This window comes from Microbulbifer mixtoriginis (SeqCode) (genome assembly GCF_052466695.1).
Genome location: NZ_CP174285.1, coordinates 3,266,411 through 3,286,978 on the forward strand (window position 1 = coordinate 3,266,411; position 20,568 = coordinate 3,286,978).

At 50.8% G+C, this 20,568-nt stretch carries 17 protein-coding genes; 9 read left to right on the forward strand and 8 right to left on the reverse strand.

The features are described from left to right. Window positions 1-89 precede the first annotated feature (89 nt). The 3 genes from ACJJI0_RS14120 to ACJJI0_RS14130 all read left to right on the forward strand — a co-directional run bounded on the left by ACJJI0_RS14120 (window position 90) and on the right by ACJJI0_RS14130 (window position 2,689). Window positions 90-782 (forward strand): D-Ala-D-Ala carboxypeptidase family metallohydrolase, encoded by a 693-nt coding sequence (locus tag ACJJI0_RS14120; RefSeq protein ID WP_444883086.1) that lies wholly within the window; start codon window positions 90-92, stop codon window positions 780-782. A 3-nt stretch (window positions 783-785) separates the two neighbouring features. After that, entirely contained in the window at window positions 786-1,496 is a 711-nt protein-coding gene (locus tag ACJJI0_RS14125) for a D-Ala-D-Ala carboxypeptidase family metallohydrolase (protein WP_444883087.1), read from the forward strand. 80 nt (window positions 1,497-1,576) lie between these two features. Next, window positions 1,577-2,689 carry an AI-2E family transporter gene (locus ACJJI0_RS14130; protein WP_444883088.1) on the forward strand — a complete coding sequence of 371 codons (1,113 nt, stop codon included), beginning with the start codon at window positions 1,577-1,579 and terminating at the stop codon, window positions 2,687-2,689. A 608-nt stretch (window positions 2,690-3,297) separates the two neighbouring features. Here the strand turns inward: ACJJI0_RS14130 and ACJJI0_RS14135 are convergent. Further along, window positions 3,298-3,477 (reverse strand): hypothetical protein, encoded by a 180-nt coding sequence (locus ACJJI0_RS14135; protein WP_252083717.1) that lies wholly within the window; start codon window positions 3,475-3,477, stop codon window positions 3,298-3,300. Window positions 3,478-3,649: 172 nt separating this feature from the next. On the opposite strand from ACJJI0_RS14135, the gene ACJJI0_RS14140 reads away from it, so the two are divergent. Next, a complete protein-coding gene (locus tag ACJJI0_RS14140; RefSeq protein WP_444883089.1) occupies window positions 3,650-4,180 on the forward strand; it encodes a peroxiredoxin family protein in 531 nt (176 codons plus the stop codon). Window positions 4,181-4,712: 532 nt separating this feature from the next. Beyond that, window positions 4,713-6,677 carry a hypothetical protein gene (locus ACJJI0_RS14145; protein WP_444883090.1) on the forward strand — a complete coding sequence of 655 codons (1,965 nt, stop codon included), beginning with the start codon at window positions 4,713-4,715 and terminating at the stop codon, window positions 6,675-6,677. 212 nt (window positions 6,678-6,889) lie between these two features. Here the strand turns inward: ACJJI0_RS14145 and ACJJI0_RS14150 are convergent, their stop codons facing one another. The 5 genes from ACJJI0_RS14150 to glnA all read right to left on the reverse strand — a co-directional run bounded on the left by ACJJI0_RS14150 (window position 6,890) and on the right by glnA (window position 12,456). After that, window positions 6,890-7,222, reverse strand: coding sequence for a PAS domain-containing protein (locus tag ACJJI0_RS14150; RefSeq protein WP_444883091.1), 333 nt, complete (start codon window positions 7,220-7,222; stop codon window positions 6,890-6,892). A 159-nt stretch (window positions 7,223-7,381) separates the two neighbouring features. Beyond that, window positions 7,382-8,788, reverse strand: coding sequence for a nitrogen regulation protein NR(I) (gene ntrC, locus ACJJI0_RS14155; RefSeq protein WP_444883092.1), 1,407 nt, complete (start codon window positions 8,786-8,788; stop codon window positions 7,382-7,384). 3 nt (window positions 8,789-8,791) lie between these two features. Then, complete coding sequence (glnL, locus tag ACJJI0_RS14160) at window positions 8,792-9,874, reverse strand: nitrogen regulation protein NR(II) (protein ID WP_444883093.1); 1,083 nt, start codon at window positions 9,872-9,874, stop codon at window positions 8,792-8,794. Between the two features lie 308 nt (window positions 9,875-10,182). Further along, a complete protein-coding gene (locus tag ACJJI0_RS14165; protein WP_252083723.1) occupies window positions 10,183-10,824 on the reverse strand; it encodes a DUF4124 domain-containing protein in 642 nt (213 codons plus the stop codon). A 225-nt stretch (window positions 10,825-11,049) separates the two neighbouring features. Continuing rightward, the gene (glnA, locus tag ACJJI0_RS14170) at window positions 11,050-12,456 is read right to left on the reverse strand and encodes a glutamate--ammonia ligase (RefSeq protein ID WP_252086040.1); all 1,407 of its coding nucleotides are present in this window, start codon (window positions 12,454-12,456) and stop codon (window positions 11,050-11,052) included. A 319-nt stretch (window positions 12,457-12,775) separates the two neighbouring features. On the opposite strand from glnA, the gene thiI reads away from it, so the two are divergent. The 3 genes from thiI to ACJJI0_RS14185 all read left to right on the forward strand — a co-directional run bounded on the left by thiI (window position 12,776) and on the right by ACJJI0_RS14185 (window position 18,794). Beyond that, window positions 12,776-14,260: a tRNA uracil 4-sulfurtransferase ThiI gene (thiI, locus tag ACJJI0_RS14175; protein WP_252083724.1), complete on the forward strand. Its 1,485-nt coding sequence runs from the start codon at window positions 12,776-12,778 to the stop codon at window positions 14,258-14,260. 212 nt (window positions 14,261-14,472) lie between these two features. After that, window positions 14,473-16,281 (forward strand): translational GTPase TypA, encoded by a 1,809-nt coding sequence (gene typA / locus ACJJI0_RS14180; protein WP_252083725.1) that lies wholly within the window; start codon window positions 14,473-14,475, stop codon window positions 16,279-16,281. Window positions 16,282-16,796: 515 nt separating this feature from the next. Continuing rightward, a complete protein-coding gene (locus ACJJI0_RS14185; RefSeq protein WP_444883094.1) occupies window positions 16,797-18,794 on the forward strand; it encodes a glycosyl hydrolase family 18 protein in 1,998 nt (665 codons plus the stop codon). Between the two features lie 143 nt (window positions 18,795-18,937). Here the strand turns inward: ACJJI0_RS14185 and ACJJI0_RS14190 are convergent, their stop codons facing one another. Next, on the reverse strand, window positions 18,938-19,384 hold the full coding sequence (locus ACJJI0_RS14190; protein WP_444883095.1) for a dienelactone hydrolase family protein: 447 nt from the start codon (window positions 19,382-19,384) through the stop codon (window positions 18,938-18,940). Between the two features lie 14 nt (window positions 19,385-19,398). On the opposite strand from ACJJI0_RS14190, the gene ACJJI0_RS14195 reads away from it, so the two are divergent. Further along, complete coding sequence (locus tag ACJJI0_RS14195; protein ID WP_444883096.1) at window positions 19,399-19,872, forward strand: hypothetical protein; 474 nt, start codon at window positions 19,399-19,401, stop codon at window positions 19,870-19,872. Window positions 19,873-19,899: 27 nt separating this feature from the next. Here ACJJI0_RS14195 and ACJJI0_RS14200 read toward each other — a convergent pair whose 3' ends face one another. Then, the gene (locus tag ACJJI0_RS14200) at window positions 19,900-20,526 is read right to left on the reverse strand and encodes a class I SAM-dependent methyltransferase (RefSeq protein WP_444883097.1); all 627 of its coding nucleotides are present in this window, start codon (window positions 20,524-20,526) and stop codon (window positions 19,900-19,902) included. Between the last annotated feature and the right edge of the window lie 42 nt (window positions 20,527-20,568).

The following is a 20,568-nucleotide window of genomic DNA, read 5'->3' on the forward strand; positions in this document are numbered from 1 at the left end:
CTATAGTGTTTAAAGAAGCGCCGACGAAATAGGCGTCGGCACGAAGACTTTCATGTCTCAGGCATATTTCGGAGCTGTAGCCGCACCCCATGACTGAAGGCAATTCTTTTACCCGCTTCAGGACACTCTACCCCCACCGGCCGCCCGGCCGGCGAATCAATTTTGTGGTGGTGGCCAGCCTGACGCTGCTACTCGCCGCAGTGTTGGCTGCATTATGGCTGTGGCTATGGCTGAAGTCGCAGGAAAAACCCTATGTCGAAACCCGCGGTTATCGCATCGCCAGTGAAGAGAGCTTCAATCATTTCTTACGCAATGGTGAAAACCGCACGCGGGTACAGGCACTCACTGACTACCTAGAGAGCCAAGGGGTAGGCGAAGTGACTGCAGTGAGCAACCTCCTGCGCCAGGGTCGCGAATGGCTGGAGCTCGAGAAGCCACCATTCGCACTTCCGCCGCAGGGTGAGTGGGCCAACATGGTCTCCACTTTGAAACTACTGCGCGATGAGATAGTACCTTTAATCGGTCCAGTGGCGGTAATTTCCGGCTTCCGTAGCGACAGCTACAACCGCGAGCTGGAACACGCCGACAAATCTCGCCACCGGGCATTCTGCGCCCTCGACCTGATTCCAACCTCTCACATTAGCCAAGGTGAACTCGCGGAAGAACTGCAAGCTCTGCATGCACGCCTGGGCCCGGAAAGCAATTTCGGCCTGGGTCTCGGTAAAGAGCTGCTCTTCCATATCGACACCTGTGGCTACCGCACATGGCAACTGGTGGATTGAAGCATGGCTATACAAGACAACAGTGATCGTCAGACAGGCAATACACGAAACCAACGGCGCAGATTAATACTTCTGGGAGGGCTACTGCTCATCGCCATTATTATTGTGCTGTTATTCACCTCGGAGAAAACACGGGATCTGGGAGAACGGCTCATCAGTCCTATCGAACTCCTGCCGCTGCCGGGGATCCCCGAGGTTTACGATATCCAGGGCTACCCAGCTGCCTCCGAGCGAGTGTTCAGCCGCTTCCTAAAACAAAATGCAAACCAGGCTCTGTTCGACAAGCTAAAGAACTTTCTACACATCAACCGAGTGGACCAGGTAGTAAGCCCGTTTGAGCTCCTGCGCCAGGGCAGCGACTGGCGGGATCTGGATGAGCCCCCTTTCGCCATTCCTCCGGTGGAAAACTGGGGCTCAATGATTTACACCCTCAGGGTGCTGCAGCGGGAGATAGTACCGCGTATCGGCCCTGTTACAGTGGTCTCTGGCTGGCGTACCACCAGTTACAACAGTAAGGCCGGTGGCTCCAAAGGCAGTAAACATTTGCGCTTTTGTGGCCTGGACGTAGTGCCGCAAAATAAATTTACCCGCGAGCAGTTGGTTCCTGTCTTGAGAGATATCCACAAGCACAAAGGCAAGGAATGGAATATGGGGCTGGGAATCTATAAAGGTATCCGCTTTCACGTTGACACCTGCGGTTACAGGCGCTGGTAAATCCCCCCTGCTTCTGCTTAGATAGATCGCAAATTAGGCGCCCGATACCACAGGGCTTTGCAGAAGTAGAGGGAATCCCAGTGCAGGAAAAATTAGAAAGGCGCTCATTTATTCTTTCGCTGATACTAGTATCAATAGCTTTTTTAGTATTGATTAAGCCCTTCTTTACGCCAATTTTTTGGGCTTGTGCCATCGCTCTGATCTTTTATCCCGTATACCGGCTGTTGATGCAGCGCTTTCCCAATTCCCCCAATTCTATGGCTCTGCTGACGCTTTTTATGTGCGTCATATTGTTGGTAATACCGGTGCTGGTGGTGGCCACTTCTTTTATCAATGAAGCAGTGACCCTCTATCAAAAAGTACAAGAAGGGCAAATTGATGTCTCTAAATCTCTGGAGCAAGTGCGCAATGCCTTCCCAAGAGTGAACGATATGCTCGAGGGTATCGGTGTAGACATCGATGAGGCAAAACAGCGCCTTCTCGGTGGCGTAATGAATGCCGGCAGTTTTATTGCAAAAAATGCCATAGAAGTTGGGCAGAACACCGTTAACTTTTTTGTCATGCTCGGCCTGATGCTCTACCTCACCTTCTTTTTGATTCGCGATGGCGACAGGCTGGTCAATTTAATCATTCACGCACTGCCCCTTGGGGATGAGCGCGAACACCTACTGCTGGCCAAATTTGCCGAAGTCACTCGCGCCACAATTAAAGGCAACCTGGTTGTCGCGATTACCCAGGGCAGCTTAGGCGGTATTATTTTCTGGGTCCTCGACCTACCCGCGCCACTGCTTTGGGGCGTTCTGATGACCCTGTTGTCGCTGTTACCCGCCGTTGGCGCAGCACTCATCTGGTTTCCCGCAGCAATCTATCTGTACGGTATCGGCGAGCCGGTTAAGGCGACCATTCTGTTAGCTTATGGGTTTACCGTTATCAGCCTGGTCGACAACCTGTTGCGCCCTATTCTAGTGGGGCGGGACACCAAGCTGCCAGATTACCTGGTGTTATTTTCCACCGTGGGAGGCCTGATATTGTTTGGTATCAGTGGCTTCGCCATGGGCCCCCTGTTAGCAGCCCTGTTTCTGGCTTTCTGGGAAATCTTTATGCGGGAATTTGTCCATCCGGAAGATATGCTGATGCCCCCTAAACCGGAAAGCAAAGATATGCTGATGCAGCATAAAAAAGATAATGCGTAATTAAGACCCTCTTATTATTGGTGCGCTGCGAGAATTCTGGACCGGTCTTCTCGCAGCGCCCTGAGACACTGGTTGAGCTTACTCATCGGTCCCTAATCCACCATCTGCACTTCCCCATCGACCCTGTCTAGATCCGCAATCAACAAAATCATCTTGGCGAAAGTCAGCGCCATAGCCAGCACCACCCGATCCTAACCAGCACGGCAAGTTCCCAACTAAAAACCAATAACAAGCATTGCTAGTACAGTCATAAAGTACAGTGCCAACCACAGCAGTGCGGGAATTCTCACTACGGCAGCCCTACCACCAATCTGACGCGGTGTAGCTCGCAAATAGTCGGCCTTATAGCGTCTGATAATATGATTTGCCAAAACTCTCTGAGAACCTCTTCACTGCGCGCAATATCTACCGTACTTACCGGGATAAAGGGATAAAGGGATAAAAATCACGAAGGTCTAGATACTCTGCAATCAACTCACGCGCGCGATCACCTTCATCCTGTTTCCAAAAAATCCCATTCAGATAGACACGCTTGAGGAGATTGACCTCCCGCACTAGCAACGTCATGTGCTCATTAAAACGATCCGAAGTCATATTGAAGGAAAAGGCTAAAATAAACGCCACAAACGTTGGGTAGCTGCAACAACACCGCTGTTAGGGGATTCGATGTCGTCGAGAATATTGGATCCCCAATAGACACCCAAAGCCAGGGTGAAGAACACTAGCCACACGGTAAACAGGTAAAGCAGCGACAAGGAAAGTCCATAAGCCTTATCGCACAAATGCATAAGACCTCGCCCTCCATATCAGAAAAGTCTGGCTCACACAGTGGGCACTATTCAGTCACTCTTGGCAAAGATGACAGTTACAGAGGGTCCTCACCCTGCAAGCGTCATATAATTGTTGGAAGCACACAGCGGCAATAGCATAGACGCCACCTTTGCCGGAGCGGATGACCCTATGAAATATTGGCTTACCCTGATTGTCGCCATAATACTCAGCGTACCGCTGATGGCGTTAGAGGTCGGGCAAAAAGCTCCCGAATTCTCCTTAAAGGGCACAGATGGAAAAACCCACTCGCTACAGGACTACGTTGGAAAAAGTGCGGTAGTAATCGCCTGGTATCCCAGAGTCTTTACCAAGAACTGCACAATAGAATGTAGATCCCTAGTTAAACACGGTGAGCAAATTCGTTCCTTTAACGTTGCCTATTTTATGGCTAGCACCGATGAACTCGATGAGAAAGTCCGGTTTGCCAAGTACAATTCTGCTGACTTCCCCCTACTAAGCGACCCCACGGGAGAAGTCGCCAAAGCCTACGATGTCTTAATACCCTTTATAAAACTCGCCCGGCGAGTGAATGTATACATAGGTAAAGATGGCACCATTCTGAAAATAGACAGAGATATCAACCCCGCCACTACGGCTGAGGATATCGTCAAAAACCTAGAGAAACTCGGCGTGGAAAAAGCAGAAAGAGCAGAACAGTAATTAAGTTGCTTGCCAGGGAAGCTCCGGATTGCTTATAAAATCCAGATTTTTATAACTGTCTTTGAATAATTCACTCAATAAAAAAGAGACTCCAGAGCAACACTACTGCCCCCCAATATCATCATCGAGTCAACTTTAAATACCTCAAAAGACCCCAGACTTTTTTATAAAAAAACCAACTAGATAAAGCTCAACACATTCAAGTAGCCTTCAGCTTAACACAATCACCACATATCTAAGACTGCTACCTATTTGGCTCCCTCATCATTTCATAATTTATAACTCTCAGATTAAGCAATCTATAAAAACACTTTTTTCCATAATTTCCCCACACCCATAGTTCAGAGAAATATTTTAGAAAAATCTCAGAAGCCATAGTAAAGACTCACAAACGGTCACTACGCTGATACACCTACTAACGCCATATCCAACTACATCATTAGAAGCACCGCTGTACCAACTTCAAAGGTGAATGTTTAAATAAAAAATGTATTATGCGCAAAATTTTTTACAACCAACTGGAAGTTTATGTATGAAAAGGATAACCAACCTCTATAGAACACTACTTATTTCTACGGTATTAATTAGTGCATGCAGTGGAGGTGGAAGCAAAAGTGGCGATTCATCTGAGCCAACCCCAAGTCAATCTACACCATCCACACCTTCAACCGGGGGCGACACCTCAGGCCAACCCTCCTCCCCATCAGCGATAACTCTACATGGTATTTTCACCGAGGACTTTAAAGACTTTCCTGTCGTAACTGTCAGAATTGGTGAGAAAGAATATATTGCCGACCAAAAAAATAATAATGAATTTAGTGTTGAAGTCGACTCTAGTCACGAAAATGAACTGGTAACTTTTTCGGCCAAGGGTTCTATGCCCAACGACTGGGATTTCGAATTCCGCTCATATGCCGGATCATTTTCAGACATAAAAGATAAAGCCATTAATAATGAAGTAAGCTATTTAAATAATAACCCTGCATTTGCAGTAGGAACTTTCACTGGTGTCATGGCAGACCTTATTGACTTGGCAAACAATGGAGAACTCATTACTTCAGTCGAGGATTTAAAAAAATATACTTTCGAAGTCCCACTGGATGAAGCCATACAGCTAGCCGCCTATATGAAGGCCACCATTTCTAGCGCTACAACAGATAAAAACAACTACTATTTTCCTGTTGAAAAATACTCCAACACCAAAGATTTCGTCAAAGATTTTCAATTTTCCATACAGAAATCTGAAGATATAATTAATCAAAGCAAAAATACTCATGATATCTATTTAAAATCTATTAATCATTTATTAGAAAATAAATATTTGCGAGATCAAAGCTACAAACTCAATGCATCTGAAGAAATAATTTTCTCTACAAGAAGAACTGATTCAGATGCTATTCTAGATACCAGCCTCATTGAGCTAAGCACACAACACCAAACTAGTGGATCAGCAGACTTATCAGAAGTAGGAAAGTTTACTCTAAGCACGGATGAATTTGGCAATATAAGCGGCTCTCTAATCGGAGACTCTACATGGGAATACTATATAGAAGAGAGCTGCGTAAATATGCGGGATAGAGAGTTTGAAGCAAAACATGCTTTCACAACACCTTATAGCCAGATAGTAAAAATCGACTTTAAAGGTATGTGTGAAGGCCCTGATGGGGACTACGAGAGTACTGAGAGCAGATACTTTCATGTAACTGACACTAAGCTAACTTTCCCTTGGGACTCCCTACCAGAGGAATTTTATGCAGCCTCTTATCACCCAGAAACATATCAAAACTGTGACTGCGACATATTTCCTGCAAAGTTCACCAATAAAACTGAGAACACAGGGGAAATAGTTTATGGTGTATCCTCAGAAAACAGTGAAAAATATTCATACACCTTTGGTAAAGATCTAAGAGTGAAGTATGAGGGGGGCACTGAAGTCCGCTACATTCCGCTTGGGTTTTTCAACAAAACACTGAGGTTTATTGGTATAGGCAATAACCCTAATACCGATAAAAAGAAAATATTCTCTGGATTTATGATGGAGAAAGTATCTAAAAATATACCCACTCCTATTAGGTTTGAATATAATGCACCCTTTCTCACTGACTATAACTATGCACTAACCTATAAAGATAACGGAATTTTTCATATCGAAACGTTGTATCAGGAACAACCATTGACAGAATCCAAGTGGGGCATCAGCCCGAGAATAGGCTCCTGGGAAAAGGTTGAGAATGATACCCTAATAACTAAGCACTATTATGATCCATCACTGGACACGGAAGAAAATGGAACTCTTCCTTATCTAGCCTCTTGTGAAGGACAATCTGAAGAATGTGTTTTATGGAGAGAGAGAGACACAGAGCTGCTAGACATCGATGAGAATTTTTATTATATCCGAGTGACTCAAAACGCTCTATTTTCCATCCCAGATGCCAGTAGGATAGACTACCGGGGCGGCTATATCGGCCGATTTAAAAAAACCGATATAGAAAATTAGTTTCGTCAAGTACTTTAAGCTTGTTGAATCCCAGGACTTGTAACTATTGAGTCCTGGGATTTAGCCACAATTACTTTCAAATTAAAATCGGCAAGAATCTTGTGCATTACCGACCCTATGATGATAAATAAGAATAAGAACCTTGAACTTAAGCAACACGGATATTACGAGGCCACTACCAATTTGACCGCCCCACTCTAACAAACCTCAAATCACCCAATAACAAAAGAGAATCCAAAGCAACATTTCTGCCCCTCAAAGTTGTCGAGCCACTTGCAAACGCACAGAGTCTCCTCTCCCTTACTGGATTTCACCACGTGCTCAAGTAAATAATCAGGCTCACCGGAATTAAAAACGCGAATATCTGCCGCTTTTAGCGCTGAGGCATTTTCAGCCCAAACCAGCTGGTCATCGGTCTTTCCCACTACATCCTCACCAGCCAATTCACAAATTTTTCGATTTCCCCATAAATACTGCTCATCTCTACTTTTTACCCAGAACAGAAACGGCACACTATCGAGAACACTTAACTCATCAGCAGTCATAAACTTTCTCCAGGCTTCTACCAATACATTTAAGTGGAATAAATAAATATTGGTAGAGAGGCAAGAAAAAGTATGTACTTATTCAGCGATTAAGATTTAAAAGAAATATACGCTTAATTATTTATAAAGCTATTCCTTAAGTTAAGCGCTGAGCAATTCTTAACTTCCATTAATTTCTAACTCCTTTAACTTCCTCGTCAGAGTATTGCGGCCCCAACCCAGTAGGTCCGCAGCATCCCGCTTGCGTCCAGCGGTGTGCTTTAGGGCGATTTCTATCAGGGCCTTCTCGAAGGCCGGTACGGCCTCACTGAGAATTTCCTTGCGCCCGGCGCTCAGTGCCTGATCGGCCCAGATACGCAGGGCTTTTTGCCAGTCCAGTGGCGTTTCGATTTCATTTCCCTGCTGATGCAATTCCTGCGGAAGGTCTTCAATATGCACTTCACGGCCAGAGGCCATCACGGTAATCCAGCGACAGGTATTTTCCAGCTGGCGCACATTACCGGGCCAGTCGAGACCGGAGAGGTATTCCTCCGCATCTTTGCTGAGAATTTTCGGCTCTACGCCGAGATCGGCGGCGGCGGCATTAAAGAAGTGACGTACCAACCGTGGAATATCCTCGCGCCTGTCCGCTAGGCGCGGGATATGAATCCGAATCACATTCAAGCGGTGGAACAAATCCTCGCGGAATTTATGCTCGCGCACCAACTCCTCCAGGTTTTGGTGAGTGGCGGCGATAATACGCACATCCACTTTTACCGGTGTATGGCCACCTACTCGATAAAATTCACCATCTGCCAGCACACGCAACAGACGCGTCTGTGTATCCGCTGGCATATCGCCAATTTCATCCAAAAACAGGGTGCCACTGTTAGCTTGCTCGAAGCGACCTGCCCGCTGAGCGCTGGCGCCGGTAAAAGCGCCCTTCTCGTGTCCAAATAGTTCCGACTCCATCAGGTCTTTGGGAATAGCGGCCATATTGAGGGCAATAAACGGCTTGTTACGACGCGGGCTGTGATTGTGCAGGGCCTGGGCCACCAGCTCCTTACCGGTTCCCGATTCACCGTTGATTAACACGGTAATATTGGAATGAGAAAGGCGCCCAATAGCACGAAATACTTCCTGCATAGCTGGCGCTTCGCCAATAATTTCTTTGTTGCTTGCACCATTTTCCGGCTCCGCACGCTCTTCCTGGGCCTGTTCCTTGGCGTGCGCCAGCGCGCGACGGGTAACCGCTACCGCTTCATCGATATCGAACGGCTTGGGTAAATATTCGAAGGCCCCACCCTGATAGGCAGCCACGGCGCTGTCGAGATCCGAGTGTGCGGTCATGATAATAATCGGCAGGCCCGGCCGTTCCGCCTGGAATCTCTCCAGTAATTTGAAGCCATCGGAGCCCGGCATGCGGATATCACTGATCACCACATCCGGGGAGTCGCTGTAAAAATCATCCAGTGCGCGATCACCACTCTCGTAGCACTGGGTCTCAATCCCCTCCCGTGACAGCGCTCGCTCCAGTACCCAGCGGATTGATCGGTCGTCGTCAATAATCCAAACGCGATTGCTCATTCTCTAGGTTCCTGTATTGGCTGATTCGGTAACAAGTGGCAGATAAATCTGGAATACACTACGGCCCGGTCGGCTGTCGCATTTAATTAAGCCACGGTGTTGGTTGATGATGTTTTGCGAAATAGACAACCCCAGCCCCGAGCCTTCGGCGCGCCCAGAAATCATCGGGAAAAAAATACGCTCGCGGATCTCCTCGGCAATGCCGGGGCCGTTGTCTTCTATTTCGATACGGCAAACCAGCGGGCAGTGGCGCCGGCCAATCGTGAACTGGCGCTGTACACGCGTACGCAGCACCATTTCGCCATTGGTGAGACCAATACTCTCATCAATGGCCTGCATGGCATTGCGGGCGATATTCAACAAGGCCTGGATCAACTGCTCGGGGTCTGCCGGCACATCGGGGATAGAGGGGTCGTAATCCCGGCGAATCAGTAGTTCACCCCCACATTCGACCTCGACCAGTTGTGCCACCCGCTCTAGGATCTCGTGCACATTGCTGGGCACCAGCTGTACCGGCTGGCGCGGTCCAAGCAAGCGATCAACCAGATTACGCAGGCGATCCACCTCCTCAATGATGATCTGGGTGTATTCCTCGAGGGAAGCATCGGGTAGTTCACGCTGCAGCAGCTGCGCGGCACCGCGAATCCCTCCGAGGGGGTTCTTTACCTCATGAGCCATACCCCGCACCAAGTTGCGTGCGGTCTCCTGGGTACTGAGCAACGCATCCTCGCGCGCAATGCGCAACAGGCGATCCATCGGCTGCACTTCCACCAGCAACACCCCCAGCTCCGGTACGGGGCTGACGGAGTAATCTACGGTGCGCGTTTTTAGGTTGTGCAAGCGCCAGTGGGCGCGCCGCACCGTGAATTTTTCCCCTGTGAGGAGCGCGTTGTGCAGTGCTTTTAGTGCGACATTAGATTCCCTCACCACCTCCTGCAGAGGCATACCCTCAACCCGTGCATTGGAGGCAGCCAACAGATCCTCGGCGGCATTATTCAGGTAGCAAAGCGATAACTGGTCATCCAGTACCAGTACCGCTGAAGTTAGGCTGTCTAGTAGCTGACGCAACTGGCGATCATTGAGCATTCAATCGTTTCCGCTTTTCATCGAGGGGCCAGGACAATCTCCTATGCCCGGCGCGATAACCCCTTGTATCTAGCCAGTGCAAAAAGCAAACCAAAATGGCGCACGGAATTATTGGGAGGCACTGCCCAACCCACTTGGTCTTAGGGGGTTTAAACGATTCAGCTGACACATGCACCGAAGCACTTGAGATAGTTTACCCCTATACGCACCATTTTAGTGCGCAGAACAAAATTCAACCAGCAAGGATAAAAACGGCGACCCCCACCAAAAAAGAAGTTATCGGTGAGGGCGTTGAGGGCGGGGCAAATTTAGGGGCTGGGCTGGGCTTGGGGGATACCCGGCCCAACCGGAGCCCTGGGGGCTTGCGGTGCACGCGGTGCCGAGTTGTCAGGCAATCTGCCACCCGGACGTTTCACATAGAGAGTAACCACCTGAGATTGTGCCAATACCTGGCCCTTGGAGTCGGTGAGTACCGCCTGCACAGTATGAGTGCCGCGCTCGAGCAGGGAGATATCCAGGCCCGCTCCAGAAGAGCTACCCTGCCAGGGTTTGCCATCTACCACCGCAAAGAAACTCGCCCCCTCTGGATACACCGGCTGCACGTCTACCTGTAGTGGAATAAAGCGCTGTCCCGGCGGGATGGTGGCGCCATCCAGGGGGCTCACTATCTGGATAGAAACCGGGCCTGTATAGCCCTCCTTGCCGGTGTCAGTCTCATCTTTTGGAGACAATTTACGAGTTGGCAGGGTTCTCGGCAGGGCAATGGGCTGAACATTGATGGGAGCCAATTGCACCTCCTGCGCCTGCCCATTGGGTGGTGGCGTATCGCTGAAAGTCACCTGACCATCGGGGCCGACGACCTTGTAAATAGTACTGGAGGTATTCCCACCATCGGTGCCGGCAAAGGCCACCAATGGAACAGCAAGGAAAAGGGCCTGAAGCAGTTTCATATTTTCCATCACTCACTCAGCCGCGAAGCGGTAGTCCTTGTCTCAGCCCAATACACGGGCCTCAGTCTCAAAGAGGAGGGCTTTTGGGTCCAAGAGATACAAAATCGACCATAGACGGCAAAAGCAACCAACCCGATCAGTGTACCTCCAATAAAAAAGCCCGCACCAGTAGGGTGCGGGCTTTTCGAGAACAGCTCGACGGCATCGGCGTGATGCCGCTCGCCATTACACGGAGTAGTACATATCAAACTCGACCGGGTGCGTGGTCATGTTCAGGCGCTCTACTTCTTCGCGCTTCAGGTCGATGTAGGCATCAATGGCGTCGTCGGTGAATACACCACCTTCGGTAAGGAAGGCACGATCCTGATCCAGAGCATCCAGGGCGCCTTCCAGACTCGCCGCAACGGTCGGGTACTCGGCCAACTCTTCCGGCGGCAGATCGTAGAGATCCTTGTCGGCGGCATCGCCAGGGTGGATCTTGTTCTTGATACCATCCAGGCCCGCCATCAACAGCGCAGCAAACGCCAGATAGGGGTTGGCGGTCGGATCCGGGAAGCGGGTCTCGATACGCTTGCCCTTAGGAGAGGTCACGTAAGGGATACGGATAGACGCAGAGCGATTGCGCGCGGAGTACGCCAGGATAACCGGAGCTTCGAAGCCAGGAACCAGACGCTTGTAAGAGTTGGTAGATGCGTTACAGATCGCATTCAGGGCACGCGCGTGCTTCACAATACCGCCGATGTAGTAAAGGGCAGTCTCGGACAGGCCCGCGTAGGCATCGCCGGCAAACTGGTTAACGCCATCCTTGGTGAAGGACTGGTGCACGTGCATACCGGAGCCGTTATCGCCTACCAGCGGCTTGGGCATAAAGGTCGCAGTCTTGCCGTAGGCGTGGGCCACATTGTGTACGGCGTATTTGAGGATCTGCACCTCATCCGCTTTCTTGGTCAGGGTGTTGGCGGCAACGCCGATCTCACACTGGCCAGCGGTGCCCACTTCGTGGTGGTGTACTTCAACACGCAAACCCATCTGCTCCATAGCGGAACACATAGCGGCGCGCACATCGTGCAAAGAGTCAACCGGGGGCACTGGGAAGTAACCGCCTTTCACTCCGGGGCGGTGACCAATATTGCCCTCACTGAAGTTATGACCGGAAGACCAAGCCGCCTCTTCGGAGTTGATCTTGTAGAAGGCGCCACCCATTTCGGCGCCCCAGGTAATATCGTCGAAGACGAAAAACTCGGGCTCTGGGCCGAACAATGCGGTGTCACCCAGACCGGTGGACTTCAGGTATTCCTCGGCGCGCAGCGCGATAGAACGCGGGTCACGCTCGTAGCCCTGACCGGTGATCGGGTCGACGATATTACAGCGAATAATTACGGTGCTTTCGTCGGTGAAGGGATCGAGGAAAGCGGTATCGTCATCCGGCATCAGGATCATGTCGGACTCGTTGATGCCCTTCCAGCCAGCGATAGAGGAGCCATCGAACATCTTGCCCTCTTCGAAGAACTCGTCGTCAATCTCTGACACGGGCACAGATACGTGCTGCTCTTTACCCTTGGTGTCGGTGAAGCGCAGGTCTATCCACTTAGCTTCACTCTCATTAATCAAACCGAGCGTTTTCGCTGACATTGCTGTCCTCCAGGTCTTGAAAAGTATTTGGTCGCTATGCCTATACTGCTGGCATTCGCTCTTTACCTGGCGTGAAATAAAGCAAAGAGTGTGCCAAATTAGGGCAGTGGCGTCGCAGCGGCGGCTGGTGCCGGTGCGGGCCCCAGTACTGGGCCGACTGGGGCAGGATAGATGTATTGTGGCTGTGCAGCCATAACTAAATGCACCACAATGGCACATTTATACTCCAGCTTGCTCACAAACAGTGCACAACCAACTTGCGTCCGGCTAGTTTATAATGCCGCACCTTCTATCAACATGCGGTACCCCACGGATTCCCATGCACTTTGTCGTCAAATTTTTTCCCGAGATCACCATCAAGAGCAATCCGGTGCGCAAACGTATGTCGCGCCAGCTCAAGGACAACCTACAGCGCCTGCTGCGCCAGCTGGACGACCGTATCCAGGTGCGCAAAGACTGGGAAAAGATCGATGTGATCGCCCCGGACGCCGTGGCCCACCTTGGCAGCCGCATTGAAGAGGTGCTCTCTCACACCCCCGGCATTGCCAACTTCTCCCGCGTGCGCCAGTTCCCCCTGGGCGACCTGCACGATATGTACGAGAAGACCCTGTCGGTGTGGGGCCCCGCCCTCAAGGACAAGACCTTCTGTGTGCGGGTAAAACGCACCGGCGACCACGACTTCAAATCTCTCGATGTGGAGCAGTACGTAGGCGGCGGCCTCAACAAGAATACCGGGGCGGCCGGGGTGAAACTGAAAAACCCGGATATCACGGTCAAATTGGAGATCCGCCACGACAAACTCAACGTGATCGAGGAACAGCACCCCGGCCTCGGCGGCTTCCCCCTGGGCACCCAGGACCCGGTGCTATCGCTGGTCTCCGGCGGTTTTGATTCCACCGTGGCCAGCTACCTGACCATGAAACGCGGTATCCGCACTCACTTCCTGTTCTTCAACCTGGGCGGGCGCCAACACGAACTGGGCGTTAAGGAAGTGGCCTACTACCTGTGGAACAAATACGGCGCCTCCCATCGGGTGCGTTTTGTCACCGTGCCCTTCGACGAAGTGGTGGCAGAAATTCTCGAACGCGTAGACGACTCCCACATGGGCGTGATTCTCAAGCGTATGATGCTGCGCGCCGCAGACGTTATCGCGAAAGAGCTGGAAGTGGATGCAGTAGTAACCGGTGAGGCCATCGCCCAGGTTTCCAGCCAGACCCTGAAAAACCTGTCAGTAATCGATAGCGTCACCAACACCCTGGTACTGCGACCACTGATCACTACCGATAAGACCGATATTATCCGTACCTCCCGGGCCATCGGCACCGAGGAGTTCGCCGCCAATATGCCGGAGTACTGCGGTGTTATCTCGGTAAAACCCACCACCCGCGCCAAGATTGAAAAAGTGGAATCCGAGGAAAACCGCTTCGATTTCACCATCCTCGATCGCGCCATCGGCAACCGATCGATTCAGAATATCGACGAGGTCATCGAAGAAGTGGACGGCGAGGCGCCGGAAGTGGAGATCCGTGAGGAGGCCGGCAACGCGGTAATCATCGATATCCGCCACCCGGATGAAGAGGAGATGGACCCGCTGGAGCTAGAGGGCGTCGAAGTAGAGACTATCCCCTTCTACCGCCTCAATAACAGCTTCGCCAAGCTGGATCAGGAGCGCGAGTACCTGCTTTACTGCGCGCGCGGCGTGATGAGCCGCCTACATGCCTCTCACTTGCTGGATGAAGGCTTCCGCAATGTGGGCGTATTGCGCCCACAGATTCCGCACCGTCCAGACGGCATCAAGAAGTAATTGCCCCCGGCGCGGGCGGCAGATTCGCCCGCGCCCTACCTGCTCTCTTCTTCTGGTCGCCATTCTGAACGCGACCGGTGATTTTTTACTCAAAATCACTCCCAATTGTCATGCGGCCCCCCTATAATCGCCGCCTTTGGCCGGAATGCTGCTGTAGAAACCCCGCAGGCCCCCGCCCCGATTTACCAAGATTTAACGCCCAGAGGCCCCCAGTGATAGAGAATCTGCGCAATATTGCGATTATTGCCCACGTAGACCACGGCAAAACCACCCTGGTGGACAAGCTGCTGTCCCAGTCCGGCACACTCGACCGTCGCGACGAAGGCGCCGAGCGGGTCATGGACTCCAATGACCAGGAGAGAGAGCGCGGCATTACCATCCTCGCCAAGAACACCGCCATTCGCTGGAACGACTACCGCATCAACATCGTCGACACCCCAGGGCACGCCGACTTTGGCGGTGAGGTAGAGCGCGTACTGTCCATGGTCGACTCCGTATTGCTGTTGGTAGATGCGGTGGACGGCCCCATGCCGCAAACCCGCTTCGTTACCCAAAAGGCGTTTGAGCAGGGCCTCAACCCCATCGTGGTGATCAACAAGATCGACCGCCCCGGCGCACGCCCAGACTGGGTGATGGATCAGGTCTTCGACCTGTTCGACAGCCTCGGCGCCACCGACGAGCAACTGGACTTCCCGGTTGTTTACGCCTCCGCTCTAAACGGCATCGCCGGCCTAGACGATACCGACATGGCCGACGATATGACGCCGCTGTTCCAGATGATCGTGGACAAGGTTGAGCCGCCCAAGGTAGACCCGAAAGGCGCCTTCCAGATGCAGATTTCCGCCCTGGATTACTCTAGCTATGTCGGTGTTATCGGCGTAGGCCGTATCACCCGTGGCACCCTGGCCCCCAACCAGCAGGTGGTGGTACTGGACCGCGAAGGCAACTCCCGCAAGGCGAAGGTTCTGCAGGTGATGGGCTACCTGGGCCTTGAGCGCACCGAAGTGGAACTGGCCAGCGCCGGCGACATTGTGTGTATTACCGGTGTGGGCGAACTGAATATCTCCGATACCCTGTGCGACCCAGACACTCCGGAGGCCCTGCCGGCCCTGAGCGTGGATGAGCCCACCGTGAGTATGACCTTCCAGGTGAACGACTCGCCTTTTGCCGGCCAGGATGGCAAGTTCGTTACCTCGCGCAATATCAAGGAGCGCCTGGATCAAGAGCTGATCCACAACGTAGCCCTGCGCGTTGAGCAAGGTGATTCCCCGGACAAATTCCGCGTATCCGGTCGCGGCGAACTGCACCTGTCGGTACTGATCGAAACCATGCGTCGGGAAGGCTTCGAGCTAGGCGTCTCCCGTCCGGAAGTGGTGCAGAAAGAAGTGGACGGCGAGATCCAGGAGCCCTACGAAGAGGTGGTGATCGACGTTGAAGACCAGCACCAGGGCCCGATTATGGAAGAGCTGGGTCTGCGCAAAGCCGAACTGACCAATATGGAGCCGGACGGCAAAGGCCGTGTGCGCCTGACCTTTATCGTGCCCTCGCGCGGCATGATCGGTTTCCGCAACCAGTTCCTGACCCTGACCAGCGGCTCCGGCATCATGACCAGCATCTTCGACCACTACGGCCCGGTAAAACAGGGTGAAGTGGCCAAGCGCATCAACGGCGTACTGGTATCCATGGTGAACGGTAAGACTCTGGCCTACGCTCTGTTCGCCCTGCAGGACCGTGGACGCCTGTTCCTCGGCCACGGCGAAGATATCTACGAAGGCCAGGTTATCGGTATCCACTCCCGCGGCAACGACCTGGTGGTAAACCCCACCAAAGGTAAGCAGCTCACCAATATTCGCGCCGCCGGCACCGACGAAGCCCTGACCCTCACTCCGCCCATCCGCCATACCCTGGAGCAGGCGCTGGAGTTTATCGAAGAGGACGAGCTGGTTGAGGTGACTCCCAACCATATCCGCATACGTAAAAAAATCCTGCAGGAAAATATGCGTAAGCGCACGAAGAAATAATTAAAATTTTCTTCAGCTTAAAAAGGGCCCTGTAGGGCCCTTTTTTATTTTTCACACCTGGTGACAACCTACACCGAAAACTTAAGCAAACTAGAAAAAAATACTTTATCCGGGCAGCCAGAGTTTATTGCTATTTATTTTTGGAAAGCGCTGACAGCGACACCTAGGCAACTGCCCTTGGGTATTATCCAGACCAATACTATTTTTATTTTTTTTGCTCACATCATAAAAATTAATTCTTAAATAACTCTAATAATTCGACCATCACCACCAGATATTTATCACATTAACCCCTATGCCATAGAAACTGATTTTATCCTGTAAAAAGCGGTTTACATCTTGATTCTTTCACTTTTCTTGCACAATTTATCGGGAAAAATGAGTTAGTCACGATGGTACTCTCAGTTTCAGATGGAACTTTTATCCCCCGGTTTTTTTCCAATTTCCTCAACTATAAAGTTTAGTTCTATAACGCTAAGTTTCATCGTAATTAAGGCCCATGGGAGGTCACTGTAATGTTTTCTTTCCTGCAATCTCAGGATCGAACAGGGATGTTGGAGGGGGGCCGCAATGAGCGCGGACTCGGATTTAAAAAAGTAGCAACACTTGCTGCGGCGCTCGTGTTGAGTGCCAATGTCAGCGCTCAGGAGACCAAACGTGTTTCCGCTTACTGGGCCGACTGGGAGTATTGGGCCGACTCCTCCTTCACCCACGACAATGTGGATTTTTCCAAACTGACCCATGTGCAATACGCCTTTGCCTGGAATGACGAAGAGGGCACCATCTACTTTACTGATCCCTATGTCTTTTACGGAATGGGGGCTCAATCTTTCTCCGGCGGCGCCGGCAATGGTCCGGTCAAGTGCTCACCGCCGTTCTGGCATCCCTACAGCCAGTACGATGCAAGCAAGCAGGACGCAGTCTGCCAGAGCTGGAACGATCACGAATCCGGTTTCGTAAAGTCGGTACACGACGATGGTGCCAAGGCGATTCTCTCCGTAGGTGGCTGGACGCTCTCCCATAAAGTCTCTGAGATGATGGAAAGCGCCAACACACGTGCAGTATTTATCGAAAATGCGGTAACCCTACTAACCGACTGGGACTTCGATGGACTCGACCTCGACTTCGAATATCCGGGCTATGCAGCCAACGGTGGCCGTTCGATCGACAAAGAGAACTTCACCACACTGCTGAAGGAGCTGCGTGCGCGCTTCGATGAAGTCGAAGCCGAGACCGGCAAGCGCTTGGAGCTAACCGCCGCCGTCGCTTGCGGCCCATCGATTGCACAAGAAGGCTACGATTTCGCCGAGGTCGGCGCAACACTCGACTACGTCAACCTGATGACCTACGACTTCGGTGGCGACTGGGACTCGGTAGCTCAGCATACTTCTCCGCTGTACCCCTATGCCGGCCAGGTCAACGAAGGCTTCGACGCGGACAGCTGTCGCAACATGTGGATGACTGAAGGCAATATCCCCTCAGAGAAAATCATCCTGGGCATGTCCCACTACGGCCGCAGTGTCGCCGGCGCCACCGCGATCGGCGAAGCCGCATCGGGGCAGGATGTCGCTCACTGGGGCTCCGACACCGAGACGCGTTACTACCAGATCGTTGAGAAAATGCAGAGCGACGCATCATTCCAGACTGCATACGATCCGGAAGCGGTAACTCACTATGGGTGGTTCCCAGATGGCGGCTTCATTTCCTTCGAAGACACCACCTCAATCGCCGAGCGGTCCCGTTACGTGGTCGAGCAAGACCTGGGCGGTGTAATGATCTGGCAGCTCCGGGGCGGTATGCTGCGCGAGAATAACCAATACCAATACCCACTTCTGGATGCGGCGCTAGAGGTCTTCGGGCAAGGCGGATCGAGCTCTGGGGATAATGGCAATGGAGACACTGGAAGTACTGGCGACACGGGTGATACTGGAAATACCGGCGACACTGGGGATACCGGGGACACCGGAGATACGGGTGACACCGGCGATAGCGGCAACACAGGAAATACTGGAGACACTGGCGATAGCGGCAGCACCGGAAACTCTGCCTGCGAAGCGTTTGAGCAGCCCTATGCTGGCGATCCAGGCTATGCGGTCGGTGATGTTGTTGTCTTCGAAGGTGTCGCCTACGAATCCACTCATGCGCCAAACTGGTGGTCTCCGAGTGCGGCACCATCGCTGTGGAGTGAAACCACCTGTCAAACAAGCGGCGGCGACTCTGGCAACGATTCCGGTACAGGGTCAGGCGATAACAGCGGCACCGATAATGGATCTGGCGGCAATACAGATGACGGTTCCGGTGACAGTACAGACGGCAATTCTGATGGCAACAATGGCAATGAGGGCTCGGCAGGTTCCTGCCCAGCTTTCCAACAACCTTACGCGGGTGATGCCGGCTACGAAGTTGGCGATAAGGTAACTTTCGAAGGCCAGGTATACGTCTCTACCTTCGGACCCAACTGGTGGTCTCCGACTGCAGCGCCGCAGTACTGGGAAACGAGCTCCTGTCAGTAAATATCTTTAAGATTTTACTTTTCCAGGAAATAAAAGGGCCTTCGGGTCCTTTTATTTTTCACATAAAATATTCAGACCTTTTTTCTTAGCCCTCCCTTTTCAGACCTCAGCTTCCAACCCTTTTCTTCTCCGCACTCTGTTGCCTAGGCACCATTAGCCCAGCTTTTCAGCCAATCACGGTAGTGCCTGTAAGCTTCAGGATTAAAATTTTCAGAACAACTATTCATAAATCCATGAGAAAACCGTGTTTTATGTAAAGTCACCATCGGTATATTGGAGAGTTCACGGGAGAACTCCAAAACATTAAAGGAGGGCTCTTTATTTGCCAGAAAAAAGTCTACACTTCGGGTTGGCCTCTCATTGAGAAGATAGCGAACCCTGGAACCATAGAAGCAGGCTGTTTTTTTAATAAATTCGGCTTGATCACTACAGGCTAACATCCAAGCGACTGTTGCTCCCACACTAAATCCCAGCAAATTATAACTATAACGCTGCTCTTTAATGTAACTGCTTACATAGGAATAGTACCTTTCCAGGCCGCATTCGTTGATAAAATATTTATATGCATCCCCCTCGATCTCAAAGTTCATCTCACTACCGGAGTATGGATCCAGGATTGTATAATCCTCAAAAGTTCGCAAACAAAGGGCGTCCAAGGCTTCTGTCCGCCCCCAAATATCAGAAACAACAATTACCTTCATTAATATTAATACCTTGTAGTTTTTACAATTTCCGAGGCAGCTGCCTTCCTGACAACAATAAATTAAAACTAAACCCCATGAAGATACTTAAATTTAATGAAAGCACCAAAGAATCAAAGGTACTCGCTATTCACCATGCTAAAAAACTCGAAAATGACCTCCTTCTAGAGCTTGTATCATCCAGAAAAGAAATAAAGTCCTCTGGGGAAGCCACCCTAGTAGCTATAGGATTTTGGGATATGACCGACTTATCAATTGAAGACCATGCCAGTAATAAATCCATTGAAGGTGTTGATAATGTCGAGTTTTGGATGCACAAACTTTTTAACAAAGTGTACGGTTATATGGTTAAAAACCCAGCGGCAAGAAATATCTAACAAGAGATAATCGATCATCAAATTCATTTAAACTGACTTAACCGCCAGCCATCCAAATTTGCTACAGGGTATAATTTCAGCCTCAGGAATCAACTTAGAAAGTTGTACCCTGCTATAATGAGAGGACTCCACACCTTTGTCTGTCAGAATCGAATTCTCTGATACCCGCTTTATACCAAAACCAATTTTCTGATAAAACACCACTCTTTCTTCGATAGATTGTTCTGAGAAAACGCTGACAATCAATTTCCCTTTACGCTGGCATACACTCTGCATTACTTCGATGACTCTACTCGCTGGGTAAATATTACCAACCGTGTTATACATAGATATGGCGATAGAGTACCTACGCTCCGATGTAAATGTCTTGGCATCTGCAAGTAAAAATTGGAGGTTTCTTATTCCTTTACTCAAATTCCGTGCACTCGCAATATGCCCATGGTCATTATCTATTCCCAATCCGAGTTCAAGACGATCGTTTAATAGCCTGAGATGACGACCATTACCGCAACCAAAATCTATAAGCGTTGATCCCTCGGAAACCAGATTTCTTAGAAAACGATTCTCCTCATCGAGATAATTACCCAAATCAGAGTATTTATATACCTTGCGAATAATGTCATCAATTTCGTATGGAACCGACTTAATTGCCATGCAATAACACATTAAAATAACTTCACTGCTTTTATTTTAAGG